Source organism: Terriglobales bacterium (genome assembly GCA_035624455.1).
GTDB lineage: Bacteria > Acidobacteriota > Terriglobia > Terriglobales > Acidobacteriaceae > DASPRM01.
Window position 1 is genome coordinate 38,082 of the sequence record DASPRM010000147.1, and the last position, 22,555, is coordinate 60,636.

Annotated in this window: 21 protein-coding genes; 7 read left to right on the top strand and 14 right to left on the bottom strand. The window is 56.6% G+C overall.

The features are described from left to right. The first annotated feature begins 509 nt into the window (after positions 1–509). Together VEG30_16465 and VEG30_16470 are read left to right on the top strand one after the other, a co-directional pair. The gene (locus VEG30_16465; GenBank protein ID HXZ81522.1) at positions 510–731 is read left to right on the top strand and encodes a hypothetical protein; all 222 of its coding nucleotides are present in this window, start codon (positions 510–512) and stop codon (positions 729–731) included. Positions 732–811: 80 nt separating this feature from the next. After that, positions 812–1,285, top strand: coding sequence for a hypothetical protein (locus VEG30_16470; GenBank protein ID HXZ81523.1), 474 nt, complete (start codon positions 812–814; stop codon positions 1,283–1,285). 113 nt (positions 1,286–1,398) lie between these two features. Here the strand turns inward: VEG30_16470 and VEG30_16475 are convergent, their stop codons facing one another. From VEG30_16475 to VEG30_16500, 6 genes are all read right to left on the bottom strand, one after another. Then, positions 1,399–2,067, bottom strand: a complete 669-nt coding sequence (locus VEG30_16475) for a DUF1326 domain-containing protein (protein HXZ81524.1) — start codon at positions 2,065–2,067, stop codon at positions 1,399–1,401. A 200-nt stretch (positions 2,068–2,267) separates the two neighbouring features. After that, entirely contained in the window at positions 2,268–2,504 is a 237-nt protein-coding gene (locus tag VEG30_16480; GenBank protein HXZ81525.1) for a hypothetical protein, read from the bottom strand. Next, the gene (locus VEG30_16485; GenBank protein HXZ81526.1) at positions 2,501–3,496 is read right to left on the bottom strand and encodes an FAD binding domain-containing protein; all 996 of its coding nucleotides are present in this window, start codon (positions 3,494–3,496) and stop codon (positions 2,501–2,503) included. Before VEG30_16485 ends, VEG30_16480 begins: the two co-directional genes overlap by 4 nt. Further along, positions 3,496–5,883 carry a xanthine dehydrogenase family protein molybdopterin-binding subunit gene (locus VEG30_16490; protein HXZ81527.1) on the bottom strand — a complete coding sequence of 796 codons (2,388 nt, stop codon included), beginning with the start codon at positions 5,881–5,883 and terminating at the stop codon, positions 3,496–3,498. Before VEG30_16490 ends, VEG30_16485 begins: the two co-directional genes overlap by 1 nt. Then, complete coding sequence (locus tag VEG30_16495) at positions 5,867–6,502, bottom strand: (2Fe-2S)-binding protein (protein HXZ81528.1); 636 nt, start codon at positions 6,500–6,502, stop codon at positions 5,867–5,869. Before VEG30_16495 ends, VEG30_16490 begins: the two co-directional genes overlap by 17 nt. A gap of 363 nt (positions 6,503–6,865) precedes the next feature. Next, positions 6,866–7,018, bottom strand: coding sequence for a hypothetical protein (locus VEG30_16500; GenBank protein ID HXZ81529.1), 153 nt, complete (start codon positions 7,016–7,018; stop codon positions 6,866–6,868). Positions 7,019–7,198: 180 nt separating this feature from the next. Between VEG30_16500 and VEG30_16505 the strand changes: the two genes are divergently transcribed. Then, a complete protein-coding gene (locus tag VEG30_16505; GenBank protein HXZ81530.1) occupies positions 7,199–8,401 on the top strand; it encodes an efflux RND transporter periplasmic adaptor subunit in 1,203 nt (400 codons plus the stop codon). Between the two features lie 6 nt (positions 8,402–8,407). Continuing rightward, positions 8,408–11,611, top strand: coding sequence for a multidrug efflux RND transporter permease subunit (locus VEG30_16510; GenBank protein HXZ81531.1), 3,204 nt, complete (start codon positions 8,408–8,410; stop codon positions 11,609–11,611). Between the two features lie 62 nt (positions 11,612–11,673). Here VEG30_16510 and VEG30_16515 read toward each other — a convergent pair whose 3' ends face one another. After that, on the bottom strand, positions 11,674–11,823 hold the full coding sequence (locus tag VEG30_16515) for a hypothetical protein (GenBank protein HXZ81532.1): 150 nt from the start codon (positions 11,821–11,823) through the stop codon (positions 11,674–11,676). A gap of 78 nt (positions 11,824–11,901) precedes the next feature. Between VEG30_16515 and VEG30_16520 the strand changes: the two genes are divergently transcribed. After that, the gene (locus tag VEG30_16520) at positions 11,902–12,762 is read left to right on the top strand and encodes a neutral zinc metallopeptidase (protein ID HXZ81533.1); all 861 of its coding nucleotides are present in this window, start codon (positions 11,902–11,904) and stop codon (positions 12,760–12,762) included. 170 nt (positions 12,763–12,932) lie between these two features. Here the strand turns inward: VEG30_16520 and VEG30_16525 are convergent, their stop codons facing one another. Continuing rightward, complete coding sequence (locus VEG30_16525) at positions 12,933–13,367, bottom strand: hypothetical protein (protein ID HXZ81534.1); 435 nt, start codon at positions 13,365–13,367, stop codon at positions 12,933–12,935. Positions 13,368–14,143: 776 nt separating this feature from the next. Between VEG30_16525 and VEG30_16530 the strand changes: the two genes are divergently transcribed. Continuing rightward, a complete protein-coding gene (locus VEG30_16530) occupies positions 14,144–14,452 on the top strand; it encodes a hypothetical protein (GenBank protein HXZ81535.1) in 309 nt (102 codons plus the stop codon). A 350-nt stretch (positions 14,453–14,802) separates the two neighbouring features. Here VEG30_16530 and VEG30_16535 read toward each other — a convergent pair whose 3' ends face one another. From VEG30_16535 to VEG30_16550, 4 genes are all read right to left on the bottom strand, one after another. Then, positions 14,803–16,215, bottom strand: a complete 1,413-nt coding sequence (locus VEG30_16535) for a DUF2252 domain-containing protein (GenBank protein HXZ81536.1) — start codon at positions 16,213–16,215, stop codon at positions 14,803–14,805. Between the two features lie 66 nt (positions 16,216–16,281). Further along, the gene (locus VEG30_16540) at positions 16,282–17,487 is read right to left on the bottom strand and encodes a hypothetical protein (protein ID HXZ81537.1); all 1,206 of its coding nucleotides are present in this window, start codon (positions 17,485–17,487) and stop codon (positions 16,282–16,284) included. Positions 17,488–17,514: 27 nt separating this feature from the next. Then, positions 17,515–17,928 carry a DUF202 domain-containing protein gene (locus VEG30_16545; protein HXZ81538.1) on the bottom strand — a complete coding sequence of 138 codons (414 nt, stop codon included), beginning with the start codon at positions 17,926–17,928 and terminating at the stop codon, positions 17,515–17,517. Between the two features lie 75 nt (positions 17,929–18,003). Beyond that, positions 18,004–19,626, bottom strand: coding sequence for an arylsulfatase (locus VEG30_16550; GenBank protein HXZ81539.1), 1,623 nt, complete (start codon positions 19,624–19,626; stop codon positions 18,004–18,006). A 345-nt stretch (positions 19,627–19,971) separates the two neighbouring features. On the opposite strand from VEG30_16550, the gene VEG30_16555 reads away from it, so the two are divergent. After that, complete coding sequence (locus VEG30_16555) at positions 19,972–20,703, top strand: lipid-binding SYLF domain-containing protein (protein HXZ81540.1); 732 nt, start codon at positions 19,972–19,974, stop codon at positions 20,701–20,703. Positions 20,704–20,904: 201 nt separating this feature from the next. On the opposite strand, the gene VEG30_16560 is transcribed toward VEG30_16555, so the two are convergent. Then, complete coding sequence (locus VEG30_16560) at positions 20,905–22,236, bottom strand: anaerobic C4-dicarboxylate transporter (GenBank protein HXZ81541.1); 1,332 nt, start codon at positions 22,234–22,236, stop codon at positions 20,905–20,907. Between the two features lie 63 nt (positions 22,237–22,299). Continuing rightward, positions 22,300–22,555 (bottom strand): L-asparaginase 2 (ansB, locus tag VEG30_16565; protein ID HXZ81542.1); only part of this gene is annotated, 256 nt, incomplete at its 5' end.

Consider the following 22,555-nt stretch of genomic DNA (forward strand, 5'->3'; position numbering starts at 1 on the left):
TAGAACGTATCGAATCTTGTGATGGTACCCGCGACCAGCTCCCCTAATTCTGCTCTGGGTATTACCGATTGCTGATTGCACGGACCCCCTCTCTCCCCGCGCGAAGTGATGGCGGCGAGTCGCGACGAACCCTCGACACCTCAGCCGGGTTGCCGAGAGCGACCCGCGGTCGGCGTCCGGGGCTGTCAACGGGTTGACGAACTTTCGACAATTTCGTCACTCGCGCCGCCGCTTAACCCCGTAAATCCTCCGCCCATCACAATTTAGCAATACAACCGTTTGGCGGACAAGTTGCTCCGTATAAATGCAACAACGCTGCCCCTGCGTTGAAAGGAGCGTGGCCATGGACAACGTCCTTGTCATATCAAGGCCCCGGGACGCATCGCTGGCCTCCACCTCAGCCGGGCGGACTCCCTCTCCGCCCCCGCGTTGCGTGACGGCGTACGTGTGCATTGCAAGCACGCCCTGGCCACGCCCTATTCCTCTATAAGGAGCAGAAGGGTCTTTATATGTTTGTGGAAATCGTTTTCATCGCCGTGACCGTCCTCGCGGCCGCTCTGTTCGTCGGAGGCTGGTCGCTGCTCTTCTTTTTCTGGCGAGCCTTTGAGGATGGCAATGATATTGACCCCATCTACCTCAAACCGGGCGACCCAGTGGCCCAGGGCCCTGTGGTGAAGGCTGTTAAACCGGGGCCGCGCACTTCCGGTCTCTCCGGAAAAGCCGCGGCGTAAGCCTGCTCGCTGAGGCTAGTTGCCGCGGCCAGCTGCCCGCAGATGCCCGGGATTCTTGGGGCAAGAAAGGAGTAAAAGAAGTGAACTCGAAGGATCGACACCTCTGTCTTCTGGCAACAATTTGTCTCTTCACTCCGCTCTTGACCCAAACCGTTTCGGCTCAGAATAACGCCAAGCCTTCTGCCGTCATTCCGTTCGATTTTTGGGTCGCGGGCACGCATATGGCTGCGGGTGAATACACACTCGATTCCGAGATACCCACGCTGGTGCTGATCCGCAGTCTGCGAGGTGGCCCAGTCGCACAAGTTTATTTGATTCCGACCAATGATCGAACGAATGCTATTCCCGGCAACAATCAGGTGCGTAACGATCCCAAATTGGTTTTCACTCTACGCAACCACCGTTACGTGTTCACTGCGATTTGGACTCCCGACGGTGAGCAGGTTGTAAGCTCGGAATTCGGATCGCCTGCCTCTGCTGAGCAGCAAACACGCGACATCTCTATTTCATATTCCGGAGTTACTGTCACCCCCGTCGCAGCAACAGAAAATTAGGTGTCGGCTCAGATAGAAAGACGTTGCTTCTCCGCCATAGGCGCCCCATCCCACCCGGGTTGTTGGGCAGGATGGGGTTTTCATTCTGCTGATGCTGAGTGCTGACTGCTGAGCTACCGGGCAAACGTCCCCACAAAAGCGCTGCGTTTGTCGCTCACCGACCAGGTCTCGCCCAATCCCGGTCCCTTGTACTCATCTCGGACCGCCACCGCGGCCATGGCGTGGGTTGTGTCTGTAAGCGGCGGATAGAAAGTAACCTCGTTGCCGCATATGTGATCGTGATCGTTCAGCGACCGCGTCTGGACCGTCGCAAAATTACCCGCCCGCAGCAGGGCCGCCGTGGCATGTGCCTGCTGGCGAACCACCTCAAACGCTACCGGAGCAGTGATTACGCGTTCCACGTTATCGCTCAGCTTGCCACTCATGTGCTTTGCGAACGCCACCAGCGCGGTCTCTTGCTGGGGCGTGGCCTGATCATCCACGACAATCACGGATTTTGCAGGGTACGGCTCACCGTAGGGATCTCCTAGCGTCGCGTTTGCCCGAACCGCAAGCACCACGCTCAGGCCATCCAGCGGCGTCCCCTTCCAGCTTCCGCGATCGACCCGCCACGCCAGGATCGCTTCATTTCCTGTCAAACCCACTTCACCATTGGCAAAGCATTGCCCGGTATACACGTCGGCGCTACGAGTCTCGAGGTAGTCGCCCGATATTTGCTGCGCAGCCGACACACTCACCAATACCAAAAGACCGATTGCCATTCCTGCAATGAATTTTTTCACGACAAAACTCCTCACCCTTCCTTCGCTTCCTTTTTCCTATTCTCTTACATTCCGATGCCGGCCGAAACTGTTCCGCTTCACAGATAGCTAGCCGACGGACTTGAGGGGGCGCCACCTTAGCCGCCTTGGGCCAGGGCGGGAGGTCGAGGCGCAGCCTCGACAGTTGACTGATTGTGGACCGGCCACCGTCCCGCTGTCCTTCACCCGCATCTGCCCGTGCCGTGACACGACCGTGTCTTGCACGTGCACTCTCCCGGTTCTGCCAGATGACCGTCCGGTCCGATACACGTCTGCGTGTATTCGCACCAGAACAGCCCATCGTTGCTCGGCTGCACCGTGGGATCGTGTTCGGCCAGAACGAACTGTCCTTTCCAGCGCAGCGCCGGGCACAGGTCCGGCGACCGGGTATCAAATCGCGGATCAACCTCGAATGTCATGCCTGACCTCCTTTTGCCGCCGCCAGCACTGCGCGCCTCACCGCCACTCGTGTCAACTGGATCTTGTACGCGTTATGTGCGAGAGAGCGCGCATTCTGCACCGCTGCCGCTCCCGCCGCTTCGGCAGCGGCTGCATCGAGCTTCTTGCCTGCCAAGGCTTGCGCAGCTTCCGTCGACACCCAGGGCACCGGCGCCACTGAGCCCAACACTACCCGCGCCGATTGAATCGTGTCCCCATTCATCTTTAGGACCACCGACGCCAGCGCCAGCGGCCAGTCAAACGCCTGTTTCTGCCGAATCTCATATTGGGCGCTCTTCACCATTCCGTCTGGAGGCGGAATCACAATCTCGGTTACGATCTCATTGGGCTTCAAATCGTGCTCACGATCGGCGGCGGTCTTCGGAATGACGTAGAACTTCTCCAGCGGAACTTCCCGCGCTCCGCTGGGACCGAAGATCCGAATGCTAGCCCCGTGCGTAATCAATGCCGGTGCCAGTGTCGACGGACTCACGAACTTTGCCGGACCATCATTGCCCAGGATCGCGTGATAGCGGTTTTCACCCGCCTCCACTAACGATTTGCCACTTTCATCCTGGCCCAGCAATCCAAATCCGCCCCGGAAATACCAGCATCGCGGGCGCTGGCACAGGTTCCCGCCAATGCTCGCCATGTTGCGGATCTGCGGGCTGGCTGCGTCATCCGCTGCATTCGCCAGCACCGGATAATTCTTTCGCACATCAGCGTTGTCCGCGAACGCTTGCAGTTTCACTAGCGCTCCCACTTTCAAACCGGCTCGCGGTGTATAGGCGATCGCATCCATTCCTTGGATTGCCTTCAGATTCACCACTCGCTTGGGCGCGACCACATCATCTTTCATTAGCGCCAGAAGATCGGTGCCGCCCGCCATTGCTTCCGCCTGCGACCAACTCGATCCCAGCAGTTGCACCGCCTGCTCCTTGGTTGTCGGTGAGGTGTACTCAAAGGCTCGCATCAGGCTCCTCCTTTCTGGGCTCCCAGAGCCGCTAGCACGCGATTTGGCGTCAGCGGCAGCGGCGCTACTCTCACCCCGATCGCATTAGCTACGGCATTCGATAGTGCTGCCCCCGGCGAGATCACCGGTGGCTCTCCCAGCCCGATCACTCCTCGTTCGTCATATCCCGGGCCGGTCATCATGTGGACCACCAGTTCCCCAATATCTCCGATCCCCGCCAGCCGGTAAAACTCCATATTTGGATTCAGCATCCTGCCCGTCGTGGGATCCATGATTTTCTCTTCATACAGCGAATACGCGATCCCCATGATCAGCGCTCCATAGCATTGGCTCTCCGCCGTCGTTAGGCTGACGATCAATCCGCAGTCCTGCACCGCCACCATTTTGTTCACCCGTACGATGCCGGTGTCGGTATCCACGGTGACGTCGGCCATCTGTACGCCGCCCACTCCGCTGTTCGTGAGGTCAGGTTTGTTTTTTGCCGGCGTTGAATCATTGTGACCGTGCGCCGTGATCGCTACCGCGCCAATCTTGGCGCAAGCTTGTTTCCAGGTCAGGCTTCGCTTCGGATCTGCTGCTACCCGGATCGTTCCTTGCTTCGCTTCCAGGTCCTCGGGTTTCGCATTCAGCACGGGGGCAACGTTGGCGAACAACTCGTTCACCGCATCCACGGCAGCGCGCCGTGTGGAGGAGCTAACTCCCCCGATCGTCGTGCTCCCTCCCGAGCCGCCCGACTTGGGATAATTCGTATCTCCGATATTCAATTTGATGGCCTCGATCGGCAGCCCCAGGGTTTCTCCCGCCACCATCAGGATTGCAGTTCGCGTGCCTGTGCCCAGGTCCTGTGTTCCCATCTTGATATCGACTGACCCATCGGGATAGATCGCGAGATCGCAATCGCTGGCGTGCCCGCGGCCTCCCCAGGTATGAATGGAAAGCCCCATGCCGCGCTTCAGCGGCCCTGCCGACTTGTCCCCTCGTGCGTGCCAGCGCTGCTTCCACCGCATCAGCTCATCCGCTTTTTCGAGCTCCTGGCGGTAGACATCGGCGCGGGCTGTCAAATCCAGGTTCTTCATCCAGAAATCGTAAGGATCCATGCCGATCCGCGCCGCCGCATCATCCAGCGCACACATGGTGATCGCCGCCGCCTGTGGGTGATTGGGCGCCCGCCAGGCTCGTGAGGGGCCGGCATTGGTGGAGATGGCGGTGTGCTGCGTGCGCACATTTGGAATCTTCGTAAAAACATACGGAATCGGTGGCATTCCACCCCCGCCTGGCCCTCCCGTGCCCCATGACTTTGAATCCCAACCCACAATCGTGCCTTCCTTCTTGACGGCGACGCGAACTCTGGAAAACGCAGAAGGTCTGGCGCCGGCCACTTCCAGTTCTTCCGCACGCTCCAGCATCAGCTTCACCGGTTTACCATCCGCCTTCTTCGACAATTGCGCTGCAGCTTTTGACCATGCATCGGGCGCGAACTTGCTGCCAAACCCGCCACCCACATTCTGCTGATGCATGTGTATATTCGCAGCCGGCATCTGCATGAGAGTGGCCAATTGTGCAGGGATGCCCGACACGTTCTGGGTCGAAACCTGCACATCCAGGTGCTCAGGATCGGTCCACATCGCCACCACTCCATGCGATTCCAGGCAGCAATGCGTGATCACCGACGCTCCATACAATCCTTCTGAAATCACGATTTCCGGATCGGCAAAAGCCTTGTCCGGATCACCCTGCACCCTGGCGTTCTGTAGTTTGTACGGCGACTTGGGCTGATTTTCGGCAGGCTTGACTTGAGCGCTCTGCAGCGCGTCCAGTACAGGCTTGGGAGCCCCTTGCTTTGCAGCCTGATCCACAAACGGACCCGGCTGAAACGTGATTCCGCGCGACTTGATGGCAGCGATCATCTCCGGTTCGGGAACCTGATTGCTGAACATCCCAATCACATCATCCTGCGTCAGCGGACTGGTATCCGCCTCCACGTTGCCCGGTTCGGTGAAATCGTCCACGAAGTGAGGCAGTACTTCGTATTCCACCTTGATGGCGCGCAACGCATCGCGAGCCGCCTCTTCACTCGTAGCAGCCACTGCCACGACCTGATCCCCGGCCCAATGAATCTCTTTCCCGGGCTCCTGCATGATTTCGATCGCCTTCACACCCGGCATCTTCTCCGCCGCACTGGTATCAATACTCTTGACCCGGCAATGGGCGTATGGTGCGGTCACTACTTTGCTGAACAGCAGACCGGGGGGATTCGCATCAAAGGTGTATTTAGCCCGGCCGGAAACTTTATCGGGACCATCCACTCGCAATTCCCGCTTACCGATCTCGCTTCGATGTTGCGCGTCAGGCCACTCGTAGCTCACCATGCTATGCCCCCTTTCCATGCGCCATCTCAGCAATGGCGGCGCGAATCCCCGCGTACGTCCCACAACGGCAGAAGTTGCCGGCCAGTTCTTTGAGCATCTGTTCCGGCGTCGGATTCGGATATTTGGCCAGCAAGGCTTTGCTGGCCATCACGAATCCCGGGGTGCAGAACCCGCACTGCTGCCCATCGTTGTCAACGAATGCCTGCTGGATCGGATGCAATGTCTGGCCCTGCGCCAGGCTCTCTATGGTTTCGATCTTCTGTCCTTGCGCATCGATGGCAAGAATGGAACACGCATATACTGGTTTCCCGTTCATCAGCACGGTGCAGGACCCGCACTCGGCGCGATCGCAGACCTTTTTAGCTCCAGTCAGATCGAAGTTATTCCGCAGCGCGTCAAGCAGCGTTACCCGCGGCTCCAACTCTGCCGTAAGTTTCTTTCCATTTACCATCAGCGAAACCGGAGTCGTCCCCGGGCCATACACTGGAACCTCAGCGCCGTCCACCTCGACGACCGTCGGCCCCACTACCATGGGAACTGCCACGGAAATCCCTGAAATTTTCAGGAAGTCGCGTCTCGATACTCCGGAAGACGCGGAAGGCTCTTCTTTGACTTTCGACTCTTCCTCGCGTTTCATCTGCCCTCCATCACCAACCGCAGTGTGTCAGAGAATAGTTCAAAGTCGATTGCCCGCGCTGAATGTCGGCTGACCCGAATATTCAACTCGAGTGGGATAACAGATTTCCTTGGACAACGAAGCGAGTACTAGTTACCAGGTTCTTTTTGACTTATTTGCGAGGGCCAGGTTGCATCTCGGCATAGATTTTTTGGAGAAAAATCTTCTCCGTTAATCAGTATGAGCCTGAAGAGCGCCCCGAGATATAAGGGAACTAAGATTCGAATGCTATTCACCCATTCTTCGATTCCCGGTCAACTGCGACCGGCTCAATTTCTCGTGAGGCGTCTGCAGTTCCTCTGGCGTTTAGCCGGTGCCCCACCCTCAGCTGGTTTTGGCTAGGGTGGGAGGTCGAGGCGCAGCCTCGACAGCATTGGCTTGTTGCTGAGTGCTTCCTACTTCATAGTTGGGAATAAAGGTGCGGATGCGCGAGTCGTATTCGCCAAGCTTCATGCGGAGGTGCCGCGATACGCCCATCGGCACATCTTCTATCACAACCTTCGCAATCTGCCAATTTGTGGCCGGCGCCGCAGCAAAGGCCGTTCAGTCCGGCGCGCATACCACGTTCAGGACACTACCCCTTACTCGCTCGAAAGTCATGTTGTCTGAACAGGCGTAGAATATACGACATTTCGATCCCAGCCTCTGGAGATCAACATGACCTTCCCCAAAAGCTACGTTGTGATCGGCGGAGTGCTTTTCGTAATCATTGTGGGACTGATCATTGGAGCGATTCGTCCCTACAGGCATGCCTTGGGAGCACAACCGGCCGCTTCGCCGGATGTCGAGGTAGTCCAGGTTCACCAGGAGGATGTTCCGATTTATGGGGAATGGATCGGCACTCTTGACGGCTTGGTGAATGCCGACGTCAGGGCGGAAGTTACAGGGTACCTGCTGAAGCAGGAGTATCAGGAAGGCTCCTTCGTCAAGCAAGGCCAGCTTCTCTTCCAAATTGATCCGCGACCTTTTCAGGCAGCGCTGGATCAGGCCGAGGGACAACTCTCACAGGCTAAGGCCACGCTGGCAAATGCCGAAGCAGTACAAGGCAAAACCGAGCTCGATGTAAAGCGCTACACGCCATTGGCAAAGATGGAAGCCATCCCCCAGCAGGATCTCGATAACGCTGTGCAGGCCAATCTCGCGGCGAGAGCGACCATAGAAACGGCCAAAGCTCAGATCAAGACGGCGGAGGCCGCGGTCGAAACCGCGAAAATTAATCTTGGTTTCACTCGCCTGGTTGCGCCCATTGACGGCATTGCCGGCCAGGCCCTGTTACAAGTCGGTGCTCTGGTAACCCCCGCCAGCGGCGTAGTCACCTCTGTCTCTACCGTGGACCCGATCAAAGTTTATTTCACCGTCAGCGAGCCCCGGTATTTAGCATGGCGGAGGCGATTTCCGACAGAAACCAGCCGCCTGGCAGCTGACAGAAAGCTACGTTTGCAATTGATCCTGGCGGACGGCTCTACCTATCCATTCGATGGGAGCTTTTACTTTGCAGATCGCCAGGTAAATGAGAGCACGGGTGCAATTCGCATTGCCGGGTTGTTCCCCAATCCCAACGAAGTTCTGCGGCCCGGCGGCTACGCGAAAGTGCGCGCGGTGATCGACATGCAGCATGATGCTCTGCTCGTTCCGCAACGCGCTGTGTCAGAGCTCCAAGGCGGATACCAGGTTGCGGTTGTAGACAGCGATAACAAGGTCACGGTTCGAACCGTCAGCGTTGGCAACCGCGTTGGGAATCAATGGATTATTGCCAGCGGTCTAAGTCCCGGAGAAAAAGTCGTCGCTGAGGGAGTTCAGAAGGTGCGGACAGGTATTCGCGTGAGTCCCAAGCCATTTGCGGTGGAAGCCAAACAGTAATATCCCATGTCGAAGTTCTTCATCAATCGCCCCATCGTCGCTATGGTGATCTCCATCGTCATGGTGCTGGTCGGTTCACTCACCATACTGACTTTGCCGGTCGCGCAATTTCCCAATATCGTTCCGCCTGAAATTCAGGTGCTGGCTACTTATGTCGGCGCGGACGCGCAGACTCTGGAGCAAGCGGTTGCCACCCCCATCGAGCAGCAAATGAACGGGGTGGACAACATGAATTACATGTATTCCCTGAACGCGACCGGTAACTCCACCACCAGCCTGATTGTGGATTTTGATGTAAGAACCGATCCCAACACCGACTTTATTCTCACCCAATCGCGGGAAACTCAGGCCGCTTCTCAGCTTCCGGTAGACGTCAACAATTATGGAGTCACCGTTCGAAAATCGGTGACGGCGCCGCTGATGTGGATTGCTCTTTACTCTCCACGTGGAGCCTATGATGCCGGGTTTCTCGCCAACTACGCATACATTAACCTCACCGATCCCATCCTGCGCTCGCCGGGCATCGGCAACGTTCAGGTATTCGGCTCTGGGCAATACGCCATGCGGCTTTGGGTCAAACCTGACACGCTGGCAAAACTCGGCCTTACCGTCCCGGAGATTGTCAGCGCCATTCAGACGCAAAATACCGTGAATCCAGCCGGCAAAGTGGGCGGTGAACCCGCTCCCAAGGGTCAGGAATTTACCACCACCGTTCTCGCGCAGGGCAGACTCATTTCGCCGGAGGAGTTCGGCAGGATCGTCCTTCGCGAGACTCCCGATGGTGGAATCGTAAGGGTCCGCGATGTGGCCCGCATCGAACTGGGCTCGCAGGACTACAGCGTTCAAGGCCGCTTCAATGGGAAACCTGGCGCCATCATAGCGGTCTACCAGTTGCCCGGATCGAATGCGGTCGATGCGGCTGCCGGCGTCAAGAAGCTGATGGCGCAAATGAAGCAGCGCTTCCCCGAGGACATGGACTTCGCCATTTCCCTGGACACAACTCTTTCCGTGACGGAAGGAATCAAGGAAATTGTTACCACCCTGGTGATTGCACTGGTCCTCGTAATTTTGGTCGTCTATCTATTCCTTCAAAGCTGGCGTTCTACCCTGATTCCGCTCCTCGCGGTGCCTGTTTCACTCGTAGGGACGTTCGTATTCTTCCCGCTGTTCGGTTTTTCCGTCAACACACTCTCTCTTTTTGGTTTGGTGCTGGCGATTGGTCTCGTGGTGGACGATGCCATTGTCGTCGTCGAGGGTGTGGAGCGGCACATCGAGGAGGGGATGACTCCAAAGGATGCGGCCCTTAAAGCAATGGAGGAGCTCTCGGGCCCTGTCGTGGGAATCGCCCTGGTTCTCTCCGCTGTATTCGTGCCCACCGCCTTCATTCCCGGAATTACCGGCAGGCTCTATCAGCAATTCGCCGTCACCATCGCCATCGCGGTCATTCTTTCTGCCTTCAACGCGCTTACCCTCAGCCCGGCGTTGGCCGCGCTTCTGCTTCGCCGGCGCGAAGAGAGCCATGGATCGCTGCGGAGATTCTTCAATTGGTTCAACCGTGTTTTCGAGCGAGCCAACGAACGCTATGTTCGTTGGAGTGGCGTCCTGCTCAAGAAAACTGTCGTCATCGTTGTATTGCTGATCGTGTCTTGCGTCGCAGCCGGATTCTTTGGTAGTCGTGTGCCATCGAGCTTCCTGCCCGATGAAGATCAAGGCTATGCCTATGTCAACCTGCAACTGCCCAACGGGGCTTCCTTGGAGCGAACCTCGAAGGCCGCGGCGCAAATAGAAAACATCCTCGCCAACACGCCTGGGGTCAGGTACACGACCACAGTCGTAGGCTTCAGCCTGCTCAGTTTTGTTCGTACCAGCTACAACGCTTTCTTTGTGCTGACCCTGAAGCCGTGGGGCGAGCGCACGACCAGAGCGGAACAGTTTCAAGCGATCAAGGCGCATCTCACTCAGGAGCTGAGCAAGCTCCCAATGGGAATCGCTTTCAGTTTCTCTCCGCCCGCCATTCCGGGCGTCGGCACCGCAGGAGGATTCACATTCATCCTCGAGGACCGCTCGGGAGGTGATATTCAGTTCCTCACCAAGAACGTAAATACTTTTCTAGCGGCGGCGCGGAAGCGGCCTGAGATCGGCAGCATCAACACGACTTTCCTGCCCAGCGTTCCCCAGGACTTCGTCGACGTGGACCGCGACAAGGTTTTGAAACAAGGTGTCAATCTCAGCGATGTCTACCGCACGATCCAGGCCTTTATGGGAGGCTATTTCATCAACTACTTCAACCGCTTTGGCCGCCAGTGGCAGGTGTACATCGAAGCGGAAAGTGACGACCGCGCCACCGCGGAGAACGTAGGTCGATTCTACGTGCGCAACAATAAGGGCGAAAACGTCCCGCTTTCGACACTCACCACGATCAACCCGCGTCTCGGTCCGGAATTTACTATGCGTTTCAACGAGTACCGCTGCGCACAAATCAACGGCGGCGCTGCGCCCGGCTTCAGCGCCGACCAGGCGACCGCAGCTCTTGAGGACGTTTTCAAACAAACGATGCCGCGCGAGATGGGCTTCGACTACTCCGGGATTTCGTTTCAGGAACAGAAAGCTCGCCAGGGGGTTCCACCGGCAGCGATTTTTGGGCTGTCGCTGCTGTTTGTCTTCCTGATTCTTGCCGCTCTCTACGAAAGCTGGACGTTGCCCTTCAGCGTACTGCTTAGCACGCCTGTAGCCGTCTTTGGTGCTTTTGCCATCCTGTGGTTGCGCCGCGTGCTGATGGGCATTTTTCTGCCGCCATACATGGTGCAGATCGAAACTGACATCTACTCGCAGATCGGTCTGGTCATGCTGATCGGCCTGGCGGCCAAAAACGCGATTTTGATCGTTGAGTTCGCCAAGGATCAGTACGAGTCCGGAAAACCCTTGGACGCAGCCGCGCTGGAAGGAGCCCGACTGCGGTTGCGGCCGATCTTAATGACCTCCTTCGCGTTTATTCTCGGCTGCGTTCCCCTCTGGACAGCCACTGGCGCCGGCTCTGTGGCCCGCCAGATCATGGGAACCACCGTGATCGGAGGAATGATCGCTGCCAGCGGCATAGGAATCTTCTTCGTGCCGGGAATCTTTTATATGGTCGAGAAGTGGTCTGGCGCCCCCAAGGAGGCTGAGTCCGGAGCCTTGCCAGCTACGCCTTCACCAGCGCCCGGAGACTGAGCGGCCGATCGCTCCTGAATCAAGTGACTGGGATTTTCACCGGAGGATTCCTCAGCAGAATGTCAGGCGACTAACTCAAAACCGCAATCGTACCCGGGCTCACAGAGCGCCAGGCGGATGTGCCCAAAGGCAAGAGTCAACGCAGACAGATAGGCTGAATCCATGCCGCAGTTGCGCTCCGGCGCGCGCAGCATCATAATTTTCGTCAGCATAGCTAGCTCTATCCCACATTCTTTTCACAACTCAATCACATTCCACGAGCAAGTATGCGTTAGCCGAGAGGTGAAATCATGCGCTGGACACCGGGTGGACGAAGCCAAAATATCGAAGACCGCCGCACTGCCGGTTCAGCAGGAATTGGTTTGGGTGGAGGCGGGCTGCGCCTGGGCATCGGAGGCGTGATTGTCCTGGCCATTCTCAGCATCGTCTTCAAGCGCGACTTCTTTTCGCTGGTGGGAAGTTCACCTGGCGGTATAGCGCCCGCTTCTGCCACCTCTTCCAACCCCGCGCTGGACGCCCGTGAGGAACCCTTGGTGCAATTCGTCTCCTTTGTCCTGGATGATGCCCAGAATACCTGGAAGCAGATCCTGCCGGCCAACGGCGCCCAGTATCGTGATGCCAAGCTCGTGCTGTTCCGTGATGCTGTGAATTCGGCCTGCGGGTTTGCACAGTCTGCTACCGGTCCGTTTTATTGTCCGGCTGACCAGAAGGTGTACATCGACCTGGGCTTCTACAATGAGCTGAAAAATCGCTTTGGTGCTTCGGGAGACTTCGCGCAAGCCTATGTCCTGGCTCACGAGATCGGACATCATGTGCAAAACCTGCTGGGAATCGACGCCAAAGTGCGGCAGGTGCAGCGTGCCAATCCTGGCGCGGCAAATCAACTCTCCGTGCGTCTCGAGTTGCAGGCGGATTGCCTCGCGGGGGTATGGGGCCATTCCACCGCACGCCGCAACATCCTTGAGCAGGGCGATCTCGAGAAAGCTCTCAATGCCGCGGCCGCGATTGGCGATGACCGCTTACAACGCATGGGCACCGGCCGCGTCAGTCCGGAATCTTTCACACACGGCAGCTCGCAGCAACGCATGCAGTGGTTTCAGACCGGCTTTAACAGTGGAACTCTATCTGCGTGCAATACCTTCGCCCAGTAACGTGCCTGGCGGTCCCGTGAAGTGCGATTAAGTCCAACCCCGGTGTTTGGGGTCTGGAGCCCTCGATGGGACTGGAACCACCCGTGCAGAGATATTTCCCGAGCCAAGGAAAAAGGCGGCCGCAGCAGCCGCCTCTTGTATTCCTCCAAAATACACCTGATTGACTGTGTTTACTCGTGTTCGCTGTCGCGTTCCTTTGACCCCTTGTAATGCTCCTTGGCCTCCTCTTTCATTTGCTTCCATTTGGCCTGCTGTTCGGGCGTAAGCACACCGTTAATCTGGGGCTGGAACGACTCGTGAATGGATTTCATTTTGGCCCGCTTCTGCTCCTGGGAAAGAGAAGAATCGTCGCGGACTGCCCTCATCTGCTGGGCTTCATCTGTTAGAAGGGGTTTCAGCTTGGCCTTTTGATCGTCGCTGAGATTGAGTTTCTCGGAGAGCATCTGCAGGTGCATCTCTGGGCTGCCTGCAGTCTGGGCGCCCATTGCACTGCCCTGTTCGGGTGCTGACGTTTGCGGTGCTTGTGATGTCTGGCCTGTCGCCAGAATACCGGTAACAAGCACCATCAGAATTACAAGAATTAGCTGGCGGAGATATGTCGCCATCTTGCCTCCTTTCGAAAAACCTCAATTTTCGAAGTGGCGGCCTTGGCGAAGTTGGCTAACCGCATCCTACTCTCAATCGCCTTCGCATCCAACTGGCGAACCGCGTTAGGACGAGCACCAAGAACTTTTGGTTCCTCGCAGGCGGTCGGTTTACTTGTGATAGCGGGATATTTCACTGGGGACTTAGGCCACATTTGCTTTTAAGGCAAACAAGGGGCGAACTCCTTGCGCGAGTGGAAAAACGCACCGCAATAAGAGGCGAATTGCGCTTGACCGGGTGCCGCACGTTTGGTTCAATTGGCACCTACGGCGGCTCTCTCCCGCCGGAATTTCTTCGCGGATGATGGCGCTCGGGTTCGAAAAGCCATTGGCGAATGGTAATTGTCTGCAGTCCCCGAACACCGCCGAAATTAGCGATCGAGACGTGTTCGGGAGTCGATAGCGTTCAATTGAGGTACTGAGCGCATTCGACGTTCACAAAATCCACATCGCAACCATTAATCGCGTTCACCATCTCAGTTCGTACTGAAAACCCTGATATAGCGGCAGGCACCAGGATATGGGCCGGTCATGTGCAATTTATGCAGATGTTTTCCCTTTTAGCTCCGCTACTCGACTCGTTCCCAACCAGCTCGCAAAAGGCAGCAGTTCACCTCGTGAAGCCCAAAGGCTGTGCAGGACCTGCATCCTGCACAGCCCCGCTATTCTGCAGACTCTCTTCCTCAAGAAATCTCTCAACCCATCATCAAGCCATAACCCGAAAAAAGGAGCACACCATGCCTCTTACGCCCGAACAACGCGATGCTGTTGCAAGTGAATTGAAGAGGTTCGGAGGAGAATTGAATCTCTCCGAGGATCAGAAACAGAAGCTGCACACCTTTATGGCAGAAGCCTCCGAAAAGTTGCACGACTACAAGCAACAGAACCCCAATGCGTCAAGAGAGGACCTTATCAAGAAGGTCAGTGAAAATAGGGCGGCCATTCGTCAACGCCTGGTGAATTTCTTGACACCCGAGCAGCTCACCAAATGGGACGCGGAGGTGGCAAAAGCTAAGGAGTTCCTGGGACAGAAGCTAGCTGCCTAGTCTGTGGAACCATTGTTTCATGGTCTTCAACCCGCCGATTCTGCTAATCGGCGGTTTTTTTCTGGATCGTCTATCCGCGCAACCGTCTTCGGCGGCTCGTTGCCGAGGCTTACGAAATAGTTGTGCCAAAAGAGCTTACCGATACCTGCGGTAACCGCCATCGCGAAAGCACCCCAAAACGCGACGCGTCGGCTACCGATCCACGGCAGGGTTCGGAGAATGGAAAAGGCGTCGCTTTCGTTAGGAGACACAAATGCATCGGACGCGCTTGACTCTTCGCAGCCAGTTTCACTAGTTCACCGAATAGCCGCGCGGGTTGCTCGGAAAGATTGGATGAGTTGTGTATCGCGCTAGTCGGTCGCACCCTCGGAGAGATCCGCTTTCACCTCTCCACGACGAATAGCGTCAACCAGCGCTGCGTGATCCTCTTCTGTCTGATCGCCATAAGCTTCGGCCCAGCTTGCAAGCGCTTCGTCCAGCACGGTCGAGTTTCCGCAATAACCGGAGATACGAGCTGGATCACCCGTGCGGGCATGTGCGCGGGCCAGGATCGCGCCGCATGCCCAAGCATAGAAGTTGAACGCGGAGCCGGTCAGCCACTCAATCGGCACGGATGCCTTCAGGTTCTTCATCTGCCGAACGTAAAAGTCTCGGCCTTCGATCTCGGTGTAGCCGAGCATCGGGTCAGATGATGCCTGCAGCGCTCGCTGGCCTACTAGTACTCGCTTGCCGTTGTGACGAAATTCTTCCAGCATTGGAGGTACAAAGGGTGCGTGCGCTGCAGCAGCGGCCTCCTTTACCTGCAAAAACAGGGGATCGTCATCGCCGTTTCCAAACAACAGAACCAGGTATGCCCTCGTGCCCACAGATCCGACCCCGACCACTCTGTGGGCTACGTCGGCAGCATAGTAGCGACCCAGCATTACTCGCCGCTCTCGCGACAACGTGAGCGAATATTGGTTGAGGGCCTTGATCACCTTCTGTTTCGTGGTTTTATCGACCTGAGTTAATACGGGCGGGGCTTCCCTGAAGGTCCATCTTCCATTCCGCCCGCGATCGGCCACTTTTGGCAGCAATCCGCGGTTGTCGGTACGCATCGCCTTGGCCACTGTCTTATCGAAGACAGCCTTCGATTTCGCATCCATCTTCGCAACGGGGTTGTCCTTACCGGGGTAGGCGTGAAGATACCAGACGTCCAGAACGCCCATGCCCTGCAGTCGATGAGCGTTGAAGCGATATCCTTCCACACAGCGTCTTACTGCCGCAGCTCGTTCGCGGCGATTCAGACCATTTTGGCGTCCGGCGACGTTGACGCTGGCCGCCAGACGTTTCAGGTCCCACTCCCACGGACCAACGATGGCTTCATCAAAATCGTTAAGATCGAAGACGACCTCGCGTTGCGGGGTTCCATATAAACCGAAGTTGTTCAAGTGAGCATCGCCGTCCATTACTGTGGGAATGCCGCTAATCGGTGTATTGGAGAGATCGGCCGCCATCACACAAGCCGAGCCGCGTAGGAACGCGAATGGCGATGAGGCCATTCGCCCCATACGAAGAGGTATGAGATGTTCTTGCCGTCCCTTGTTGCTCGCCATGACGGTCTTCACCGGATCGGTCCTATGCCTCGACGGTTTCCACTCGGCATGAGACTCCCGCGGAACAGAGTGACGCAGTGCCTTTCCTTCGGCGCGGCGCTTCTCCCACGAATCCGTCTTGTGGCCGAGATCAAATAGCGGTAGCTCTTGAAGCTTTGCGACTGCCATGTCTTGCTCCTCCTGCCCATCCAATTTCCTGATCCTGATCGCCCGGGCCAATCGCTGATCACTTTCTCACTTCACAGCGTTCAGCAACGCCTTCAACACGACAGCTAATGGGATCTCAGCCAGGACAACCGGAATCATCGGCAAGGCGACAGCAAGAGCGAGCACTATGAATGCGCCTTTGTCGACGGGGAAAGGCTGCATCTTCTCTATGTTTTCGTAACTGCTTCCGTAATCAATCAGCGTGCTGATTTCAGGTGCGGTGAGGAATTCCTGCTCGTGGCCCGCGCGATTGAGAATCCATTTCAAATGGAAATCCATGCTGTGTATCTGGCCGAGCGTTCCGTAGTCGAGGATGCCTTGACGCCGCAGCTTGGCCAATCGCGGAACGAAAAACACGAGTGGACCGATAGCTATGAGTAAGATTATGGCCAGCAGGACTGCAGCCTGCAGCCTAAAGCCAACAAGGTGCGCGCCCTGATCGAGGATTTGATGGCGCCAATTAGAGGCAATTGCCGCCGAGATTGCGAAGGCAAACGGAGCATTGCCCATTGGCGAGAGACCCAGGAACCCAATTCCACCGTGGCGGTCTGGATGGGTGGCAATGAGCTGCAAATCCAATCGCGACAGGCGAAAGAGGAAATACGACCAAAGCAGCCATTTCCAGAGACTCAGACCAACCAGAAACTGGTAAATCAGCTGACTGACCAAAGCGTAATACCATCCCGCGGGAAGAAGATGGCTGGCGCCTTCACCGGCAAGAGCCCAGGGACGAGCTTCGTGAACACGAGAGGAAATATTGAGAGCCACAGAGATGTAAACAGCAGCGATGATGGCGAGTTCCGGCCACACTGAATCGCGCCAGCGCAACAGGCTGTTGATGACGAGATCCAGGTCGGCTAGTCCTTTCGGTTTCAATAGTCCAGCGTCGCGCAGGTGCTGCACAATCAAACGAAATCGCGATTCCATCAACACCTGCCCCAGCAGCAGGACGGGCACCGCGATCAGCATCCGACTGGTTACCCGGTAGTCGGTAAGCAGGCTTCGCAAGGCGGCGGGGTGGAAGAGCGCGGTCATAATCACCAGCGGCAGCCATCCCACCGCAATGGCAAGAATGATGCGTCTTCCCAGATTCCAGTGCGTGGAGTCAATCAGACGAGTGGTTTGCTGGGCGCGATAGAACGGTCCTCCGCGGATCAGGGAGGCATCCTCAGAGACGATGGCGGGCGACACCTGCTGCTCCGGAAGGAAGGGCACGGGGTTCGGCTGAGCCATGGCAGCTCCTGCGATTCTCACTCCGGGCTACTGGATGAAGTAGGACCAGAGCGAGTAGAGTCCGAGAATAGAAACCAGCACAGCGATGGCGACGCTAAGCGGCCATTTTGCCACTACTGGGGTTTCCCCAAGACGTAACCGGCGCAAAACGAGCCAATGTGAAATCGCGGCGATAAGTGTAGCAACCAATCCGATCAGTACAAGTGCCACGCCCATGCGAATGGCTGCCTGATGAAGGCGGGCCGATTGTTGGGTGTGGGTGAGCTGTTCGAGCGCGCGAAAAAAGCCGATCATCCCGAAGCCAAAGGTGGCAAACGCCAAGGCGGTGCGAATCCAGGCTAGAGTCGTACGGTCGAGCGCAAGAGAGGTGCGAAACCTGGCGAAACTAGTGCGCTGGCCGGCCAAAGCGGTTTTCGCGTCGGCAACTGGCTCCTGGCTCACGCGAGCTCCTTGATCAGTTTCCCGGATACGGATTTGAGTGCGCCTGAACGGCAAAAGAACGCAATTGAAATCCGCTTAATTACTGCTTCCTACGGGCGCCTCCATCTTCCTCATCGCCTCGTCGATGGCCTTCTTCATGCTGAGCGTGTCGGCGCCTTGCCGTGGAGGATAGTCCTGCAGGCTCTTGAGATGAGCTGCTAGAAATGGACCAGCGGCGGTAGGAGCCCAGAGCTTGTGAGCGAAAAATTCGCGCCCGATGTAGCCGAACTCCTCCGAGTCGGGCGTCATCTTTTCCATGGGATCCATCAGGAGGTTCACGACATATGGGACGCTGGGATAGCTCTTTGGATCGAACCAGTTGTTATGCATCTTGACGCCGATATGCATCTTCCAACCATCGACGCGAATGGCCATGAGATCGGTTTCGTCGTAATAGAAAATTTCCCGGCGTGCAGATTTCTGCGATTTTCCCGTCCAGTAATCGAGATTGTTGTATCCGTCCAGGTGAACCTTGTAGGTCGTCGAACCCATCTTGTACCCGGTTAGAAGGTTCTGCTTCAGATCCGGCAACCCGGCGGCGGCAGCGAGCGTAACGAAGAGATCTTCGTGGCTTTGAACACCATTGGAGACGGTGCCGGCGGGAATATGCCCGGGCCATTTGATCAAACAGGGTACACGCAGGCCACCTTCCCAAGTTGTGCCCTTTTCGCCACGGAAGGGAGCGTAGCCACCATCCGGCCAGAACATCAATTCGTTGCCGTTATCGGTGGTGTACACCACGATCGTGTTGTCCGCAACTCCCAGTTCGTCGAGTTTCTTGAGAATGGCGCCAACATGCTCGTCATGTTCAAGCATGCGAGCGCGGACTACATCCTCCTCCGCTCGGCCTTCGTTCACCGCCATCTGAACGTACTTGGGATTGGGATGCGACCAGATATGGATCGCAGTGGAATTAAACCAAACGAAAAAGGGCTTGCCTCCTTTGCCGTTTTTGTCCATCCATTTCAGGGTTTCGCCCAGGACTTCGGCATCGATAGTCTCCATGCGCTTGCGGGTGAGCGGACCGGTGTCTTCAATTTTCTGTCGTCCGACTCTTCCGAATTTCGGATCGGTGGTGGAATCATCCGTATCCATTGCCCAGGTGTGAAGCACGCCACGCGGTCCGAACTTTTTCAGATAGTCAGGATTCTTGTGCGCAGGGTAATCGAGCTCCTCAGGCTCCTCTTCCGCATTGAGGTGATACAGATTGCCGAACCATTCGTCGAAGCCGTGGTTGGTAGGCAGAAATTCGTTGCGGTCACCGAGGTGGTTTTTTCCGAACTGTGCGGTCGCGTATCCTTGCGACTTCAATACTTCTGCGAGAGTTGGATCTTCTTTTTGAATTCCGCGTGTTGATCCAGGAATGCCGATGGTAGTCATACCAGTGCGGATGGGCATCTGTCCCATGATGAAGGCGGCGCGACCGGCAGTGCAGCTTGGCTGTCCATAGTGATCGGTGAAGAGCATGCCGTTCTTGCCGATGCTGTCGATATTCGGGGTCCATCCCATCATGCCGTGCGTGTACGCGCCCACGTTCCAGTAGCCGATGTCATCGCCAAAAATCACGACGATGTTTGGTTTTTGTTGAGCTGAGACGGGCAACAAGGAAAGCGTGAACGCAAGGAGCACGCCAATGGCTGGATAAGCGATTCTTCGCATGTTCATCCCCTCGACATGGCATTCGGTGGTCAAAAATAGCTGCTGAAAACTGGCACAAGCAACTTCTCTGTGAAATTTCTCGACAATCGTTTTCCTGTGAATAAAAAATATCTTCTTGACTTTCTTAAGTTGCAACGGAAGATTGCAACCCGCGAGTATTTGTGCAATTCTGCGAGACGTTGCTTGGCCTTGTCGGAGGAAGCGCGACTATCGGCCTTGGAACAGTTATGTCGGCGCGGCCCGGCGCGAGGCTGCAGCCGATCCCTTATTGTTTGGCGGGAACCCGGAACTATAACTACCTTTTCGAAATAGGCCTTTTCTTGATCCCGAAGGAGGTCAAAAACCATGGTGTTTTCACTCTTCCCAAGACTGGCGACGTCGATTCGAACAAGTGCCCTGGGGTTCGTGGTTATTTGCATCTTTGCGTGTTTGGCCGCACCCGCCTGGGGGGCGAGCAAAGAGAAAGATGAGGAAACCCTGAAGAACGCGGCCACCGTATTTCAGCAGGTGGTCACGGGCGACGATGTTCCTGCGGACGTGCTGGCGAAATCGCTCTGCATCATCGTGCTGCCGAACGTGAAGAAGTTCGGTTTTGGTGTGGGAGGAAGCGGGGGGCGTGGCGCACTGAGCTGCCGCACGGGAGAGAACTTCACTGGCAAGTGGTCCGCTCCTGCGATGTATAGCATCGGCGGCGCCAGCGTCGGCGCACAGGTTGGTGGATCGTCCACCGATTTTGTAATGCTAGTGATGAACAACAAAGGCGTAGAGGCTGTCCTTAAAGACAAAACCAAAGTTGGCAGTGACGCCAGTGCCACCGCCGGTCCTAGCAGCGCGAGTGCCACCAGCACTTCGGTGGGCGGCTCCGACCTGTTGACTTACGCGAAGTCCAAAGGCCTGTTTGCCGGCGTATCTCTGGATGGAGCTACTCTCCACCAGGATGGCGACGCTAACCAACGCTTGTACGGCAAAGTGATGAGCGCTACCGACATCGTACGTGGGAAAGATGTGAAGCCGCCCGCCGGTGGACAGGAACTGGTCACGCTGCTGGATAGCAAAGTTCCCAAGCTCAAGCATTGAGAGGGGACGCAGGAACAGCAAAAAGGGAGCGAGGTAGAGCCGGTAAACGAGAGCCGCAGGGCTGAGCGAAAAGGCTTGTTTGCATGAATTCGATTGCCAGCTCTACCGCATGAGGAAGAACTGCTCGTCTCGCACTTTTCGAGGCCATCAGCATTTTTTGCTTGTGATTGTGTGGCCGCGCTCAGTTCGCACATAAACCCATTAGAAAAGAAGCGCCTGTAGGAAGAGCGCGATAATCACCGCTGACACAACCGTGACCACTCCAGGAAGCATGAAACTGTGGTTGAGCAAATACTTTCCAATCTTGGTTGTTCCGGTTTGATCGAAGGAGACGGCAGCTAATAGAGTGCCGTAAGTCGGGAGAACGAACACGCTGTTAGCCGCTGGATAGAATGCAATCAGGAGCGAAGGGTGCAGGCCAAGCGCCAGGCCCACCGGCATGAGGATTACAACCGTGGCAGCGACGCTGAAAAGCATGGCCGATAGAATGAACAGCCCTGCCGCGAAGGCCCATGGATAAACGCGGATCAGGTCGGAGATGGAGCTGACGATAAGGGTCCGGTTGCCCTCGAAGAAAGAGGAACCCAGCCAGGAAACGCCAAGAATGGAAATGATTGCTACGATGCCGCTGCGCATGATGGTTCCCTTGAGCGTGGCCTCAGGTGAAGCCTTGAACAGGATCATGATCAATCCTGAAATCGCGATCATGACGATCATAATGGCCATTCCCATGCTGACCTGATCGGTTTGCGTGGCGCCGCCTTCAATTGTTTCGTACACCGGGCGTAGTCGCGGGAACACGCCAATCAACACAACCATGATGATGCCGGCAAGAAAAAGCAGCATCGAGCCACGCGCATTTCTGAGTGCTTTCCCCTGCGGCACCGGAGTTGATTCCACAGGCTTCAGGGCGCCGCTGGCAAGGCGCTCTTGATATTCGGGATCGTCGCTTAACTTCTTACCGCGCCAGGAAACGGAAACCGCACCGATCAGGACAGCCAGGAATGTGGAAGGTATCGTGACCGCGAGCAGACGCGGAAGCGAAATATTATGTCCGGCAAGAAGGCCCACCATCGCCACCGTGGCGGCGGAAATCGGAGAGGCTACCGCTCCCTGAAAACCAGCAATCACACTGATAGACAATGGACGCTCAGGGCGGACATCCGCCTTGCGCGAGACCTCGGCGATAACCGGCAGCAAGGCGTAAATTACGTGTGTCGTACCCGAGGCAACGATCAAAAGATACGTGACCACAGGGGCAACAAAGGTTATGTACTGTGGGTGTCGACGCAGGATTTTCTCCGCCACCATAACCAGATAGTCAAGCCCGCCAGCGGCTTGCATTGCAGCAAGCGCAGTGATCACGGCAATGATCATGCCGAGGACGGTCTGGGGGGGACCACCGGGTGGCAGGTGAAATACGAAGACAAATACGCCCAACCCAACCCCGGCGACGGTGCCGAGCGCCAGTCCTCCGAGGCGCGCACCAATCAAGATGCAAGCCAAGAGAATGCAGAGTTCAATCCAGATCATCAGTTAGAATCCATGCCAGAGGATTCAGTCGCCTAAGGGGCGGAAGCTGGCACAACCACCCCATCAGTAGGTGTAAAACAAAGTCTGGATTTCTGCCGTGGTCCGAGGCTTGAGCAGCGCCAACATCAGCAGAATCCTAGCCTTCTGCGGGTTGAGTTCGTCGGAGGCTACGAAGTTCATCTCATCATCGTTCACTTCCACGTTGCGCCCGACGCTCCCAGTGACCACCCGGCTGCTTCTGACCACCACGACCCCTTTCTTGGCAGCTCTCGCGGCAGCCGACAGGGAAGCTTTGTTCATGTTGCCATTGCCGACTCCG

Coding starts and splice junctions, on each gene's coding strand:
- VEG30_16465 (HXZ81522.1), top strand. CDS start 510: ATGTTTGTGGAAATCGTTTTCATCGCCGTGACCGTCCTCGCGGCCGCT.
- VEG30_16480 (HXZ81525.1), bottom strand. CDS start 2,504: ATGACATTCGAGGTTGATCCGCGATTTGATACCCGGTCGCCGGACCTG.
- VEG30_16485 (HXZ81526.1), bottom strand. CDS start 3,496: ATGCGAGCCTTTGAGTACACCTCACCGACAACCAAGGAGCAGGCGGTG.
- VEG30_16490 (HXZ81527.1), bottom strand. CDS start 5,883: ATGGAAAGGGGGCATAGCATGGTGAGCTACGAGTGGCCTGACGCGCAA.
- VEG30_16495 (HXZ81528.1), bottom strand. CDS start 6,502: ATGAAACGCGAGGAAGAGTCGAAAGTCAAAGAAGAGCCTTCCGCGTCT.
- VEG30_16500 (HXZ81529.1), bottom strand. CDS start 7,018: ATGGGCGTATCGCGGCACCTCCGCATGAAGCTTGGCGAATACGACTCG.
- VEG30_16505 (HXZ81530.1), top strand. CDS start 7,199: ATGACCTTCCCCAAAAGCTACGTTGTGATCGGCGGAGTGCTTTTCGTA.
- VEG30_16510 (HXZ81531.1), top strand. CDS start 8,408: ATGTCGAAGTTCTTCATCAATCGCCCCATCGTCGCTATGGTGATCTCC.
- VEG30_16515 (HXZ81532.1), bottom strand. CDS start 11,823: ATGCTGACGAAAATTATGATGCTGCGCGCGCCGGAGCGCAACTGCGGC.
- VEG30_16520 (HXZ81533.1), top strand. CDS start 11,902: ATGCGCTGGACACCGGGTGGACGAAGCCAAAATATCGAAGACCGCCGC.
- VEG30_16525 (HXZ81534.1), bottom strand. CDS start 13,367: ATGGCGACATATCTCCGCCAGCTAATTCTTGTAATTCTGATGGTGCTT.
- VEG30_16530 (HXZ81535.1), top strand. CDS start 14,144: ATGCCTCTTACGCCCGAACAACGCGATGCTGTTGCAAGTGAATTGAAG.
- VEG30_16535 (HXZ81536.1), bottom strand. CDS start 16,215: ATGGCAGTCGCAAAGCTTCAAGAGCTACCGCTATTTGATCTCGGCCAC.
- VEG30_16540 (HXZ81537.1), bottom strand. CDS start 17,487: ATGGCTCAGCCGAACCCCGTGCCCTTCCTTCCGGAGCAGCAGGTGTCG.
- VEG30_16550 (HXZ81539.1), bottom strand. CDS start 19,626: ATGCGAAGAATCGCTTATCCAGCCATTGGCGTGCTCCTTGCGTTCACG.
- VEG30_16555 (HXZ81540.1), top strand. CDS start 19,972: ATGGTGTTTTCACTCTTCCCAAGACTGGCGACGTCGATTCGAACAAGT.
- VEG30_16560 (HXZ81541.1), bottom strand. CDS start 22,236: ATGATCTGGATTGAACTCTGCATTCTCTTGGCTTGCATCTTGATTGGT.